This window comes from Sorangium sp. So ce1335 (assembly GCF_051521615.1).
In the GTDB taxonomy this organism is placed as follows: Bacteria; Myxococcota_A; Polyangia; order Polyangiales; family Polyangiaceae; genus Sorangium.
This window is the reverse complement of the sequence record NZ_CP150363.1, coordinates 3225078-3238357: the sequence shown is the minus strand read 5'-3', so window position 1 is coordinate 3238357 and position 13280 is coordinate 3225078. Positions and strand designations below refer to the sequence as shown.

Below are 13280 nucleotides of genomic sequence, written 5' to 3'. Positions count from 1 at the left end.
CGACCGCGCGCGAACGGACTATTTCGTTCTGGCGGCCCACCTGTGCTAGGCGACGTGCAGGCATGGCGAAGGCGGACATGGCGAAGCGGCAGCGCCCGCTGACGGTCGACATCCCCCGTCCCGGCGATGAGCAGCCGGTCTGGTCGCGGGTCGGGGTGATCGCGCTCGTGGGGTTCGTCGTCGGCGTCGCCTGGCCCAGGCTGGCCGGCGTCCGCATCGGCCCGAGCGTCCCCGGCGACCTCAAGCCGACGGCCGAGACCGCGGCGGCGTCCGCGCCGCCCGCCCCCGCCGCCGCCGCGCCCGGGACCGCCGAGCCCGAGGCCAAGCCCCCGGAGACCGCGAAGGACCAGCAGCAGGTCGTCGTCGGCCCCGGCAGGATCACGCGCTGCTCGGACAGGAAGAACAAGAAGATCGAGGACTGCGGCGAGCTCCAGTTCGACCCGATCGCGTTGCCGCGGCTCAAGGAGCTCGCCAGGTGCCCGGCGGCGCTCGGCGTCGACGGCAAGCTCCCGATCGGCTTCGAGCTCAACTTCGAGAAGAAGGAGGTGCAGGTCGTCAAGGGCAAGAAGACGACCCTGCCCGCCGCGACGGTCAGCGGGATCCTCCAGTGCGCCGCGCGCGAGTTCTCGAACGTTTCCCTCGAGGAAGTCCCGCACAAGCACCGCCGTTACTCCCTTGTTTACACGGCCACCTTCGTCCCCCCGGGCGCGCAGGCGGAGGCCGCGAAGACCGAGGCGGGCGGCGAGGACCAGGAGAAGGCCGCCGGCGCGACGACGAGCGAGACGGCGGCGAGCGGCCTGGCCACGGTGAGCTGGGATACCGCGCTCGTCCGCGGGGCGCCCAAGGAGGGCGATGTGGTCATGCGCCTCGTGCGCGGGACGCGCGTCAAGCTCGTTGGCCGACAGAACGATTGGTACAAGATCGAGCACCGGGGGAAGACAGGATGGGTGTACCGCGGCTCCATCGGGCTCTAGCCGAGCTCGTCGCGCCGGCGCTTCGCTGACGCGCCGGGGTCGCCGCGCCTGACCAGCCTGGGACCGGTCCTCCAGGAGGTGCTCGATGGCTCGGTTGAACCTCGGAGGCTGTGAGCTCTACTACGAGGAGCTCGGACAGGGCCGCCCGGTCGTGTTTCTCCACGGCGTCTGCATGAGCGGGCGTTTCTTCCACCGCCAGCTCCCGTATTTCTCGGCCCGTTACCGCGCCATCGCGCCCGACCTGCGGGCGCACGGCCGCTCGACCCAGGTCCCGTCGGGCCACACGCTCCCAACGTACGCGCGCGATCTCCGCGTGTTCCTGGAGCGGCTCGCGCTCGACGGGGTGGTCCTCGTCGGCTGGTCGATGGGTTGCCTCGTGATCTGGGAGTACGTCAGGCAGTTCGGGACGGCGCGCCTCGCGGCGACCGTCCTCGTCGAGCAGTCCCCCTCCGACTTCAAGTGGCCCGACTGGCCGCTCGGCGCGTACGACCTCCCGGCGCTGACGGAGTCCATGGAGCAGCTCCAGACGGACCGCGACGCCTTCGCGAACGAGTTCATCTCTCTCATGTTCAAGGATCCGCCGGGCGCGGCCGATCGCCGGTGGATGTTCGACGAGATCACCCGCATGCAGGAGTCGATCGCCGGGGCGATCCTCTTCGATCAGACGATGCGGGATTACCGGCCGGTCCTCGGCTCGCTCGCGGTTCCGTCGCTCGTCGTCGTGGGCCGCGACGAGAAGCTGGTCCCGGTCGCGGCCGGCGAGCACCTCGTTCGCCATCTCCCCGACGCGCGGCTCCTGGTCTTCGAGGAGAGCGGCCACTGCCCCTTCCTCGAGGAGCCGGACCGGTTCAACGAGGAGGTCCACCGGTTCATCGGGTCGCTGCCGTGACGGGCTGCCCGGAGGCCTCGCGCGCCCGGCTTCGCGGGTCGCCCAGGTGCCTCTTCCGGCGGCGCGCGGCGCGCGGCGCGGGAGCGGGGCGGCGGCGCGGGAGCGGGGCGGCGGCGCGGGAGCGGGGCGGCGGCGCGGGAGCGGGGCGGCGGCGCGGGAGCGGGGCGGCGGCGCGGGAGCGGGGCGGCGGCGCGGGCGCAGACGAATGCAGGAACGCGCGACGACGCGGGCGCCAGCCAGCTCCGGGCGAGTTTCCCGGACCGCGCGCAGGCGGGCGCGCGCCGGTTCGCGTAGAATGCCAGGTCCGATGACGCGCAAGCTCTCGCTCCCCCTGATCAAGCTGGACGACCCCGTGCGCGTCGCGGCGCTTGCCGCCTCGAAGCCCACCGTGGACGCCGTGCGCGAGCGCCTCGGCGGACGCGCGTCGGCCGAGCCGGGCGTCGGCGAGCTGGTCACGCTGACGACCGCCGCGGGCAAAGCGCTGCCCGGGGTGGTCCTGTTCAGGCGCGGCGCCACGGTCGACGTGTGGATCGACGCCACGGACACCGTATCATCCGTCCAGGACGATACAAATCACGCTGCCTCCGCGCGCTCCACGACCAGCCGGGGCGTGCTTCATCGCGCGCAGCGCGCGGATATCGCGCCGCTGCGCGTCCCTGCGCCGGAGTCGCTCGTCGCGGTCGCGTCGGATGCGCGCGTCTTCGCTGCCCTGAGCGAGGGCCAGCGCATCCGGTTCCAGGACGGCGGCGATTTGGCCGAGGGCACGCTGGTGGAGAAGTGCCGCTACGGCGGCCTGGTCCAGCGTGACGATGGCGTCCTCCTCGGCGTCGGCTTCCGCCGGCTCTGGCCGGCGCAGCCCGCCGACGGCAAGCGGAACTGAACGAGACCGCGAAGGCGCGGTCTCGTGGGACGAAGGACGAGGGTACCCGTATGAGCGGGTATCCATGCCCCAACATCGCTCGTCGCCGCGCGGCGGATCGCCCGTGGCGCCGTCGAACGACACAGATGTCGTCTGGCAGCAGCGGAGTCCCGCGCTGCCGTGCGCGCGGCCGGAGCGCCCCGCAGAAGCCGCTCCAGGCGCGTCCGGGGCGCGAACATGCGGCTTGTACCTCCTCCGCGGACGCGATAGACAAGCTGCATCATCGTAGCTCGCGCGCCGCGCGACCAGGCTGGAGGTACACCTTGAAGCTCGCTAGCTCGTTCACGGTCGCCGTTGCGCTCGCCCTGCTTCCGGGCTGTGGGAGCTCGATCTCGAGTCTGTGTGAGGACAAGTGCGATTGCACCGGGGACTGCAGCCCGGATGACCTGGACGACTGCATCGACAACCTGGAAGACATCGAGCGCGAAGCGGAGGAACAGGGCTGCGAGGACCAGTTCGACGCGGCCATGTCCTGCGTGGAAGACGAGTTCGCGTGCCGGAGCCGTGGCGTCGACGTGGACGGGTGCCGCCCGGAGATCGACAACCTGGGGGGCTGCACCGATCGCGCGACCGGGCTCCTGTTCTGGGCCCTCGTCAACGACTGAGGGTCGACCGCGCGCCGCGCCTGTCCCTGGGGGCCTGGAACGGCACGGCGCCGGAGCCTGCCTCCTCCGCCCCGGCGCGGGCCGGGACGAGCAGGGCCCGGTCGGATGACGCCGCGAGCCGTCCGACCAGCGAGAGCGAGCGAGGAATACGACGTATCTCGGGCGATGTCGATCGACGGATCGGGCGCGCAGCAGCGCGTCAGGCGGGCGGAGCGCGCCTATTCGCCGAGGTGGGTACGGACCTTCGTGAGCAGCGTGTCGCTGTCAAAAGGCTTCACGAGGTAGTCGGTGCATCCGTTGGCGAAGCCGATCTTGATGCTCGTCTGATCGCTCCTCGTCGTCATCATGATGATCGGCACGGTCTTCGTCGCGTCGAACGCGCGAAGCCAGCGGCAGGCCTGGAAGCCGTCCATGGCGGGCATGACCACATCCATCAGGATGAGATCAGGGCGCTCGGCCACGGCCTTCGCAATGGCCTCCTTGCCGTTGCGCGCGATGACGATGTCGTAATCGTCCGCGCCGAGCGTGAGCTGCTGCGACAGCAGTGAAGTCATCGAGTCGTCGACGACGAGGATCTTCTTCTTCTTCGTCGTCTCACTGGCCTGGTTACCTGGCGCGGTCGGCCGGCTCCGCGGCGCCGAGTCGGAAGCGGAGGCCGTTTCCGGAGAGCTCTTTCGCGAGGAGTCGACACGACGATCGGCCATGAGGGAGCCTCCATGAGGGGGCGCCGTTCCCTGGGGCGCTCCCGGAGTGTTCAGGTTGCAACGAGTGGTCCCCCCGTCACCTTACCAGGATCGCTACCGCACCGGAACCAAGTTCCACTGTCACCCGATGTGGCCAAATCCGCGAAAGTACTCCTGAACAGTACCGTCGCGCCCACGCCGGCGACCCGTCGCTGAGGCCGCCCGACGAAAGGCGGAGTCACCCCGGAGGGAACAACAGGAGCGGACCGGGGCGAGGCAGAAGCTCACGCACGAACGTGAGAACGGAGCGGCAGCGCCTGCTCGCCGGCACAAGAAAGGAGGAATAGTGCCCAGGGACGGAATCGAACCGCCCACACGAGGATTTTCAATCCTCTGCTCTACCAACTGAGCTACCTGGGCTTGCTGCGGGCCCCGCGCTTACGCCGAAGCGTCGGTCACGGGCGGGCTACGTTACGCGGATGCGGAGCCATGTCAAGGACTTCTGCATCGCGATCTCTCCGTTCGCGCTTTCAGACAGAGCCCGGGCGGGCACCGGCACCGTCGTCGCCGGCGGGAGCCTCTTGCCGCCCCTGGGGACCATGGACGCGGCGCAGCGCGCTGGCGACGGAGGCGCTTCCCTGGCGGGAGGTTCACCTGCCGCGGTCTTCACCTGGCGGCGTCGTCCGGCGCCGTGGCGACGGCGCCGCGCGGCGTGCGCTCGTGCGTGAGCGCGCCGCGATCGGATAGCCGCAGGGCGGCGGCGAGCCACGAGGCGCGCAGGTAGGCCGCGACGGCGAGCGCCGCGAGCTGCGCGGCGAAGGCGGCGGCGACGCGCGGGCCCGTGCCGACGCCGGCGAGATGGATGGCCCAGGCCCCGCAGGCGAGCGCGACGACCGCCAGGGCGCCCCGCCATGCCCAGGCCCAGGCCGCCGCGAGCGGCGCGGCCTGGAGGGTCGCGAGGCCCCGCGACGCGGCGGCGTGAAAGCCCCGCTGATCGTCGACGAGGGCGACCCGCGCGAGGTCGTGGAGCAGCCCGATGGCCGCGACCGGCACCAGCGCGACCGCGGCGACGGCGATCGCCGCGATGTCGCGGGTGCGGGGCAGGACCAGGAGCTCTGCGCACAGCTGCATCCCGGGGAGCAGGACGAGCGCGGCCGCGGCGACCTGCGCCGCGAGCGCGACGCCCCAGAGCAGCGTCAGCGGGCCGAGGGCGCGCGCCGCGCGGGCCCCCACGGTCTGCGCGGAGAGCGGCCCGCCCTGGGTCAGCGCGGCGAGGAGCACCGCGAGCGGGACCAGCCCGAGCGCGGCGGCGACCAGCGCGCCAAGGCCAAGCTGGGCCGTCAGCGACGCGGCGGCGACGGCCGCGAGCCGCCCGAGCTCGGTGAGCATCAGCCCGCCGGGATCGAAGAGGATGGCGTCGCCCCGGGGATAGCCGCCGACGAGGTCGGCCGCGAGGACGGAGAGCGGGGTCGCGACGACGAGCGAGGCGATCGCGCGGTGGCCGAAGTAGAGCGCGACGGCGCCGAGCCGCTCGTGCGCGGCAGGGCGCCGCGGCGCGCCCTCGCCCGCCGGTACAGCCGCCTCCGCCGACGCCCCCTCGCCCGCCGGTGCTCCCTCCTCCGCTGGCGCGCTCATGGCCCCAGAAGCGTGAGCGCGAGCCCCACGCCGAAGCTCGCGCGCGAGAGCACGGCGGGCGCGAGGAGGTCCCGATCCGAGCGGCGCGCGTTATTCGCGAGATCCTCGTCGAGCAGCACCCGGTGGTCGGGATCGATCACCACGGCGACGAGCGGCGACGCGCCGGCGTAGGGGATCCTCGCGACGCTCTCGCGCGCCGGCCACCGCGCGCGCTGTACGCGGCCGTCCGCCCCGTACAGCGCGACGTCGACGGGGAGCACCAGCGAGCCGCGGCGCCGCACCACGGCGTGGCCGCGGTAGGCCGGCGCCTCTCGTCCGCCCTCCTCGGGAGCGGCCGCCGTGGCGTCCGTCGGCGGAGCGGCCGCCGTGGCGTCCGTCGGCGGAGCGGCCGCAGCGGGGTCGGCGACCGGAGCGGCCGCCTGGGCATCCGCGGGCCACGAGTGGAACGTCGCGACCGTGTAGTCGACCCAGGCGCGATCGAAGAGCCCGGCGCGGAGCGCCTCGGCCGCCTCGTCGCCCGCCTCCCGCCGCACCGCCTCGAGGAGCGCCTCGGGGCCCGGGTGCCGGAACCGGTTCTCGCGCGCGTAGCGGCCGACCGCGCGGCGCACGACGTCCTCGCCGTACACGCCCGCGAGGGTCGCGAGGAGCACCGCGGGCCTCGTGTACACGAGCCCGGCGTAGTCCTCCCCGTTGACGAACGCCGTCGCCGGCTGCGCCACGGCGCCGTTGTGGCCCGACGCGATCGCGCCGACGCGGTGCTGCGCCAGGAGGTCGATCTCGATCCCGAAGAGCCGCGCCGCGGAGCCGTCGCCGTAGCGCGCGCGCAGCGCGTCGGCCTCGGCGTAGGTGGTGAGGCCCTCGTCGAGGAACGGGTGGCGGTGCTCGTTCGTCGCGACGAGGCCGTAGAACCACTGGTGCGCGAGTTCGTGCATCGTGACCGCCTCGACGAAGCGCAGGCCCACCGCGGGCCAGAGCCAGCTCCCGCCGGTCGTGATGAGCGTCGGGTACTCCATCCCGCCCGCCTCCTCGGCGCCCTCGGGCGGGTGCACGATCGTGAGCGTGCCGTACGGGTAGCGGCCGAACGCCGCGCCGAGGTGCGACAGGCCGAACTTGACCACGTCGATCTCGAGCGCCGCCTCGCGCTCGTTCCCCGCCGGGTACAGGCACCGGATGGCCACGCCGTCGTCGGTCGTCGCGCGCATCTCGAGGAAGCGGTCCCACGCGGCGAACGCGAAGTCGTGCACGTCCTCCTGCACGAACCGGCGGATCGCCCGCCCGTCGCGCCGCTGCTCCTCGACGAGCCGGCCGGTGGCCCCGACCGTGAAGCCCTCCGGGACGTCGACGGTCACGTCATACGCGCCGAAGTCCGCGTAGAACTCCGAGAGCCGGTGGAAGGGGAAATGCGCCCAGACCCCGTCGGGCTCGAGGCGCGCGATCTTCGGGAACCACTGCCCCACCATGTGGAAGCTCCCGTGGTGGCCCGTCCTGAGCGCGAGCGAGGGGAGCTCCGCGTCCCACGCGAGGTCGATCGTGATCGCGTCCCCGGGCGCGACGGGCTGCGGCAGCTCCACGCGGATGTCGGTCTCGTCGTCGGGATCGCCGGGCGTCGTCGGCTTCCCCCCGGGCCACACGTCCGCGCCGCCCATCTCGCGCACGGCGAAGCGCGTGACCTGGATCTTCCCGTAATAATACAGAATTTCGCTTCCACGGAAGCCGTTGACGGGCGTGCGGAGGAAGGCGGTGCGCGGGTCCTTGAAGCCGTTCAGGTAAAGGTGGACGAACAGCTCGCGCTGCGGCTCACGCGAGGCGTTGCGCCAGACGAGCGTCCCCTCGCCGCGCAGCGTGTGCTGCGCCGGATCGAGGGTCGCGCGCAGCGTGTAGCTCGCGACCGGCTCGGCGCGCGCCGCGAGCGCCGCGCCGGGAGCGGGCGCGGGGAGCGCGGCGGGGGTCGGCGACGGGCGGGCGGCATCGGCGGCGCCCGCAGCAGCGGCCGCCGGCGGCTCGGCCGGAGCGCCGAGCGCGATCGTGGCGACGAGCGACGCGCCCGTGCGGGCGGCGAGCAGCGCGAGGAGGAGACCGACGGCGGCCTGGAGAGCCGTGCGCACCCGTGCAACCTAGCGAGCCAGGGCCGTCGCGGAAAGCCGCGTCCGAGGGCGCGGCCGTCCGCCCGGCGCGCGGCGCCGCGAGCTCAGGCCCCCCAGGGGGGCCGGACGGCTAGACGCCGCAGACGATCCCCTCCTGCACGAGCTCGTACAGGATGCGCAGGGCCTCGAGCGACGGCATGCCCGACACGTCGAGGATCTCGTCGATCGAGCTGCACCCGTCGATGCACGACAGCAAAAATCCCGCGCGGTGATCGAGGTTCAGCGAGCGGAGCTGGTCCGGCGGCACCGCGAGGCGGAGCACGCGCGAGCCGTCGCCGAGGCGCGACTGGTACATCTGCCGCAGCATCTCGACGCAGCTATCGGCGTACTGCCGCGCCATCCAGTCCTTCGGGTTCTCCTCCAGCAGGCCTTCGGCGAGCACGAGCGCGCCGCCGAAGTCGCCCTGATCGAACCGGTGCTGCATCTGCTCCCGCGGCCCAGGGGCGCTGAGGTGGGGCTCGGTCGCGCGGGAATGAACCCCCCGGTCGACCCTCCCCCCGGACGCCGGCGAGCGCTCGGTCTCCAGGGGGCGCGGCGCGCGCGCCTCGCCCGAGACCTGGTACGAGGTGGAGCCGGCGAGGGCGCCCGTGCCGCCGCGGAAGGCGGGCTCGTCGTCCTCGACGATCAGGCCGTAGCGGAGCGTGCCGGGCGGCGGCGTGATCGGCTGCTCGTCGATGGGGAGGCCCGGGTCCTCGAAGCCGAGCCCGAGATCGAGGCGGAAATCGATGCCCAGCGGCCCGCCGTCGTCCGGGCGGGGCGCGCGGCCCCTGGCGCTCGGCGGGACGCGGACGTCCCGCGAGTCGATCGGCGGGCCGCCGAAGACGTCGATCTCGCCGAAGCCGTGCGGGTACGGCTCGCCTGGGTCGCGCAGGAGATCGTCGTCGAGGTCCGGCCCGAGCTCGCGGTCGGCGTCGAACGACCCGAACCCCAGGCGCCCGCCGGGCCGCGACGGCACCCCCGGCTCGTCGCACTCCAGCCCGAGCTGCGCGCCCTCCCGGCCGAAGCCGCCGTGCTTGCCCGAGAAGACGCTGCCGGGCGGCGGCTCCCAGGGGATCGTCCTGCGCGCCGGCGGCGGCGGGTACCCCTCCGCGGGGACCTCGGGCGGGTGCGGCCGCTGGGCGGCGATCTCGGAGCTCGAGTGAGAGCGACGCGTCATCATCTTTGCCACGTATTCGCTGACCGGGATCGGCGGCGGAAGGGTGATCTTGCCGTCGGGGTCCGGCTGCAAGGGAACGCCGGACGGCGGGGTCTCCATGCGGGGTGAACCGTGCTGCTCGCGCGCGCGCGCGACGTGCGCGAGCATCTCCTTCGAGGCGACCGGCTGGGTGTCCTCGAGCTCGTCCACCTCGTCGTGCCCCCAGGAGGCGTCCAGGGTCTTGGAGTCAGGCGGCACGGACCGCATCGTCTTCCCTCATCGCGGCCACGGTTCACCCCTGCGGCCGGGCTACGACACCCTTGAACATCCGGTGGGTGCGCGAGAGCGCCTCCATCTGCTCCTTGACCGCGGCCGCGTCGCGCCGGCCGATGGCCTGACGCGAGCGGTCCACGATGCCGCGCGCCTTGCCGATGGCGTCGCGGCCGAAGTCGCTCGACGCCACGATCTGCTCGACCTGCGGGAACATGCGCTCGATCTCGGCGATGAGCTTCTCGGCCTCCTGCCGGACGCCCTCGAACTGGTCGCTCGCGCGGCGATCGACGAGGTACTCCTTCGCGGCCTCCATCATCTCGCCGACCTCCTCCTTCGTGAGGCCGCTCGATGCGGTGACCTGGATCGACTGCTGCTGGCCCGTCTCCAGATCCTTCGCGCTCACGGAGACGATGCCGTCGCTGTTGATCTCGAACGTCACCTCGATCTCGACCTGGCCCTTCGGGGCGCGGCGCAGGCCGGTGAGGATGAACTCGCCGAGCAGCTCGTTGTCCGTCGCCTTCGTGTGCTCGCCCTGCATGACCAGGATCTTCACCGCGGTCTGGTTGTCGCGGCTCGTCGTGAAGATCTTCGACCGGGCCGTGGGCACGGTCGTGTTCTGCGGGATGAGCTCCTCGAAGTTGGACCCGAACGTCATGATGCCGAGCGCGTGCGGCGTGACGTCGAGCAGGATCATCTGCTTCGTCTCGTCCACGAGCGCGGCGCCCTGCACCGCCGCGCCGAGCGCGACCACCTCGTCGGGGTGCACCCCCTTGCACGGCTCGCGCTCGAAGAAGTCGCGCACGGCCTCCTGCACCCGCGGCATGCGCGTCATGCCGCCGACGAGCACGACGTCCTCGATCTCGTCGCGATCGAGCCGCGCGTCCTCGAGCGTCTGGCTGCAGATCTCGATGCACCGCTCGACGAGGTCCTCGCACAGCCCCTCGAGCTCGGCCCGCGAGAGCGTGCGCTGGAGGTGCAGCGCCTCGTTCCGCGCGCTCGAGATGATGAACGGCAGGTTGATCTCGGTCTCCAGCACGCTCGACAGCTCGCACTTCGCCTTCTCGGCCGCGTCCTTGAGCCGCTGGAGCGCCATCCTGTCCTGCCGCAGATCGACGTCGTGCTGCTCCTTGAAGCCCTGCACCAGCCAGTCGATGACGCGCGCGTCGAAATCCTCGCCGCCGAGGAACGTGTCGCCCGCGGTGGCGATGACCTTGAAGACGCCGCCCGCGCCGATCTCGAGCACCGAGATGTCGAACGTGCCGCCGCCGAGATCGAACACGGCGATCGTCTTCTCGACGTTCTTGCCGAACCCGTACGCGAGCGCCGCCGCCGTGGGCTCGTTGACGATGCGGATGACGTCGAGCCCCGCGATCTGGCCCGCGTCCTTGGTCGCCTGCCGCTGGTTGTCGTTGAAGTAGGCGGGGACGGTGATCACCGCCTTCGAGATCGGCTCGTTGAGGTAGTCCTCGGCGAACAGCTTCATCTCCTGGAGGACCATCGCGCTGATCTCGGGGACCGAGTACGTCTTGTCGCGAAGCTGGATGCGGACGTCCCCGTGCGGCCCCTCGACGATCTTGTACGAGGCGGTCAGGATCGCGTTCTTCACCTGCGGGGACGACCACTTGCGGCCGATCAGCCGCTTGGCGGCGTAGACCGTGTTTTCGGCGTTGGTGATCGCCTGCCGCTTCGCGATGTGACCGCAGAGCCGCTTGCCGGCCTCGGTGATCGCGACCATGGACGGCGTCGTCTTGTACCCACCGCGATTCGGGATGACGGTCGGGACGCCCTCCTCGACGATGGCAACGCACGAGTTCGTGGTGCCAAGGTCAATGCCGATGACACGCTCCATCGATGCCGCTGCTCCTCTTGTGATCTCCGGCCCGAACGGCCGCCGAGGTCACGATGCTAGAACGTTTCGCGGAGCCGAGCGGGCCAATCGTGCGTGACCCCCGAGGAAGTCGGCGCGAGGGCACGAGGAGCGGCCGCGACGCACAAGCGCGGACCCCTGGACCACGCCTGGGTGAAACGGAGCTTCGTCCCGCGCGAATTTCAGCGGACGGACGGACGGCCTGCCGACGCGATGCCCGATGGCGGCACTAGACTTGCTTACCGTATCGTCGGGCTTGCTCGCGCGCTTGCGCGACGAGGCCGCGCAGCCTCGGATCGGTGCCTGCCAGCTCGGCGGCGCGGTCGAACTCGCCCGTCGAGCTCTTCGCGAGCCCCGCGGCCGAGTACGCCAGCGCGAGCGTCAGCCGGTACTCCACGGAGCCGGGCACGAGCTCGACCGCACGGCGCGCGTACTCCACCGCGCGCCGCGTGTTCTCCCCGGTCTGCAGCGTCGCGTAGGCGACCCGCTCGTACGCGCCGGCGTCGTCGGGACGACCGCTGCACACCTTCGCGTAGCTCAGCGCCGCGTCGAACCAGCGCCCGTTCTGCGCCTCGTACTCGGCCTGCTTCAGGTAGCCGTCCGCCAGCGTCGCCGCCGCGAGGCGCTGCGCGTCGGCCGACGCCTTCTGGAGCGCGATGTCGTCCGGCGCGAGCGACGCGGCGATCCGGTACGCGTTGGCCGCGGCCGCGTGGTCGTTCCGCTCGAGCGCGACGCGGGCCGCCTCGGCGTGCCGGGCGATCTGGTTGCGGAGCGCGTCGCTGCGCGCGGCGTCGTACCGCGCCTTGAGCGACTCGACCGCCCGCATCGACTCGGGCGAGCGGGAGCCGCCCGGCGCCTTCGGCATCGCCACCGCGGCGGTCGGCACGGCGGGCGCCGCGGGCGTCGCCGCAACGGACGCGGTGACCGATGCTGTGGCGGACGCCATCGACGCGGCGGGCGACGCGGCGGGCGACGCGCCCGCCGGCGCGCGGCGCAGGCCGCCAGTGAGCTTGCGCGCGAACGTCTCCCGCCGATCCTTGGCGCTCGGCGCGCTCGGCGCGCTCGGCGCGCTCGGCGCGCTCGGCGCGCTCGGCGCGCTCGGCGCGGGCGCGACCGGCGCGCTCGCCGCCGCGGCCCGCGCCGGCGCGCCCCCGCCGTCCGCCGCGCTCGCCTCGCGGGGCGGATGCGCCGGCGCCGCGGCACGGGAGGTCGCCGCGGGCGCGACCTGCTCCGCGGCGGCCGGGCGCGCCGCGGCCTGCTCCATGGGCGGGCGCTCGGAGGAGTAACGGCCGGGCGACGCAGCCACGTCGCGCGGATCGGCGAAGGCAGCGCGCACCGACGCGTCGACGGCCGTGGCGATCGTGGCGATGTCGCGGGGCGTCTGCTCGATCAGCGCCGCCATCACCCGGTTCTTGTGGGTCTGCTCGAGGTACGCGTCGTACTCGGCGCGCCGCTGCTTCGACGTGAGCGTGTCGTGCGCGAGCGTGATGCGCGTGAAGATGGCCTCGATCTTGTGCTTGTACGAGCCGAGCTGCTTGCGGAAGTAGGTGTCGGGGTGGAACTCCGGCGCGAGCAGGTAGTAGGCGCTCTTGATCTGCTTCTTGTCCGCCTGGTCGGAGACGCCGAGCAGCGCGTAGTAGCTGAGATCCTCGAGCCGGTAGTAGAGGTCGAGGATCCGCCGCTTCCGCTCGGGGGTGAGCTCGACCGGCTCGTCGAGCTCGGCAGGATCGTAGAGCGGTCGGGACTCCACCTGCTGGAGCGCGTCCCGGCCGAGCGGCGGGACAGGCTCGCCCCCGGACGACATCGATCTCTCCGGGTCCGCCGCGGCCCCGCGCCGCCCGGCCTCGGGAGCACCCCGCGGCGGGGGCTGGCCGGCGACATCGCCGTCCAGCACGATCGCGCCGAGGTCGCGCAGGCGGCGCAGCGTCTCCACGGTGTCGCCGTGCGACATGCCCGTGATCAAGGACAGATCGCGATCGGTGAGGACGCCGTCGATCCTGGAGAGGAGGAACGCCTCCGCGGGTTTCAGCGGGAGCGACTTGAGATCGTACCCGGGCTTCAGCCTTGGAACACGGAGCGTCATCGCGTCGGGCAGCGGCCCCTCTCGGGGAGTCTAGCGAGGAACGCGCGCGCGTCGCAATTGCAGACCACGGCGG

10 protein-coding genes and 1 tRNA gene are annotated in these 13280 nt (G+C 72.6%); 4 read left to right on the top strand and 7 right to left on the bottom strand.

Annotated elements, in window-relative coordinates:
• Positions 1-62 precede the first annotated feature (62 nt).
• The 4 genes from WMF24_RS12145 (at position 63) to WMF24_RS12130 (ending at position 3387) form a co-directional block, all read left to right on the top strand.
• Positions 63-974: an SH3 domain-containing protein gene (locus WMF24_RS12145; RefSeq protein ID WP_437736557.1), complete on the top strand. Its 912-nt coding sequence runs from the start codon at positions 63-65 to the stop codon at positions 972-974.
• An 85-nt stretch (positions 975-1059) separates the two neighbouring features.
• Positions 1060-1863, top strand: coding sequence for an alpha/beta fold hydrolase (locus tag WMF24_RS12140; RefSeq protein WP_437736556.1), 804 nt, complete (start codon positions 1060-1062; stop codon positions 1861-1863).
• A 307-nt stretch (positions 1864-2170) separates the two neighbouring features.
• On the top strand, positions 2171-2743 hold the full coding sequence (locus tag WMF24_RS12135; protein ID WP_437736555.1) for a hypothetical protein: 573 nt from the start codon (positions 2171-2173) through the stop codon (positions 2741-2743).
• Between the two features lie 302 nt (positions 2744-3045).
• Positions 3046-3387, top strand: coding sequence for a hypothetical protein (locus WMF24_RS12130; RefSeq protein WP_437736554.1), 342 nt, complete (start codon positions 3046-3048; stop codon positions 3385-3387).
• Between the two features lie 218 nt (positions 3388-3605).
• Here WMF24_RS12130 and WMF24_RS12125 read toward each other — a convergent pair whose 3' ends face one another.
• From WMF24_RS12125 to WMF24_RS12095, 7 genes are all read right to left on the bottom strand, one after another.
• Positions 3606-4091, bottom strand: coding sequence for a response regulator (locus WMF24_RS12125; RefSeq protein ID WP_437736553.1), 486 nt, complete (start codon positions 4089-4091; stop codon positions 3606-3608).
• A gap of 326 nt (positions 4092-4417) precedes the next feature.
• Positions 4418-4490 (bottom strand) — tRNA-Phe (locus tag WMF24_RS12120).
• A gap of 246 nt (positions 4491-4736) precedes the next feature.
• The gene (locus WMF24_RS12115) at positions 4737-5705 is read right to left on the bottom strand and encodes a hypothetical protein (RefSeq protein WP_437736552.1); all 969 of its coding nucleotides are present in this window, start codon (positions 5703-5705) and stop codon (positions 4737-4739) included.
• Entirely contained in the window at positions 5702-7810 is a 2109-nt protein-coding gene (locus WMF24_RS12110; RefSeq protein ID WP_437736551.1) for a M1 family metallopeptidase, read from the bottom strand. Before WMF24_RS12110 ends, WMF24_RS12115 begins: the two co-directional genes overlap by 4 nt.
• A gap of 109 nt (positions 7811-7919) precedes the next feature.
• Positions 7920-9242 carry a hypothetical protein gene (locus WMF24_RS12105; protein ID WP_437736550.1) on the bottom strand — a complete coding sequence of 441 codons (1323 nt, stop codon included), beginning with the start codon at positions 9240-9242 and terminating at the stop codon, positions 7920-7922.
• Positions 9243-9276: 34 nt separating this feature from the next.
• A complete protein-coding gene (gene dnaK, locus WMF24_RS12100) occupies positions 9277-11106 on the bottom strand; it encodes a molecular chaperone DnaK (RefSeq protein WP_437736549.1) in 1830 nt (609 codons plus the stop codon).
• 247 nt (positions 11107-11353) lie between these two features.
• On the bottom strand, positions 11354-13207 hold the full coding sequence (locus WMF24_RS12095) for a J domain-containing protein (RefSeq protein ID WP_437736548.1): 1854 nt from the start codon (positions 13205-13207) through the stop codon (positions 11354-11356).
• Between the last annotated feature and the right edge of the window lie 73 nt (positions 13208-13280).

What these genes read in the sequence shown, in the direction of transcription:
- WMF24_RS12135 (WP_437736555.1), top strand. Translation starts at nt 2,171, where the DNA reads ATGACGCGCAAGCTCTCGCTCCCCCTGATCAAGCTGGACGACCCCGTG.
- WMF24_RS12115 (WP_437736552.1), bottom strand. Translation starts at nt 5,705, where the DNA reads ATGAGCGCGCCAGCGGAGGAGGGAGCACCGGCGGGCGAGGGGGCGTCG.
- WMF24_RS12145 (WP_437736557.1), top strand. Translation starts at nt 63, where the DNA reads ATGGCGAAGGCGGACATGGCGAAGCGGCAGCGCCCGCTGACGGTCGAC.
- WMF24_RS12125 (WP_437736553.1), bottom strand. Translation starts at nt 4,091, where the DNA reads ATGGCCGATCGTCGTGTCGACTCCTCGCGAAAGAGCTCTCCGGAAACG.
- WMF24_RS12095 (WP_437736548.1), bottom strand. Translation starts at nt 13,207, where the DNA reads ATGACGCTCCGTGTTCCAAGGCTGAAGCCCGGGTACGATCTCAAGTCG.
- WMF24_RS12140 (WP_437736556.1), top strand. Translation starts at nt 1,060, where the DNA reads ATGGCTCGGTTGAACCTCGGAGGCTGTGAGCTCTACTACGAGGAGCTC.
- dnaK (WP_437736549.1), bottom strand. Translation starts at nt 11,106, where the DNA reads ATGGAGCGTGTCATCGGCATTGACCTTGGCACCACGAACTCGTGCGTT.